The sequence below is a fragment of the Bacillus cereus group sp. N6 genome, assembly GCF_016483705.1.
Classification (GTDB): Bacteria; Bacillota; Bacilli; order Bacillales; family Bacillaceae_G; genus Bacillus_A; species Bacillus_A wiedmannii.
Genome location: NZ_JAEHBI010000388.1, coordinates 1 through 206, shown reverse-complemented (window position 1 = coordinate 206; position 206 = coordinate 1). Strand labels below are relative to the sequence as shown.

Sequence of the window (206 nt, the reverse complement as noted above, 5' to 3'; positions counted from 1 at the left end):
CAAATTCTTAATATTTTAGCAGCTTTAGTCACAACAACTTCCGCTGTTTCAGGCGGAGGCGGTGTCGGGCCTACAGGTCCAACTGGAGCTACTGGGCCTACAGGCGCAACCGGAGCCACAGGCGCAACTGGAGCTACTGGGCCTACAGGCGCAACCGGAGCTACTGGTGGTACTGGCGGGACTGGGCCGGCTGTCACGAATAATAT

1 protein-coding gene is annotated in these 206 nt (G+C 56.8%); it reads left to right on the top strand.

From position 1 onward, the window contains the following. Positions 1 to 206, top strand: a 206-nt coding sequence (locus tag JDS99_RS31690; protein ID WP_199696562.1) for a hypothetical protein, incomplete at both ends; no start/stop codon positions are given.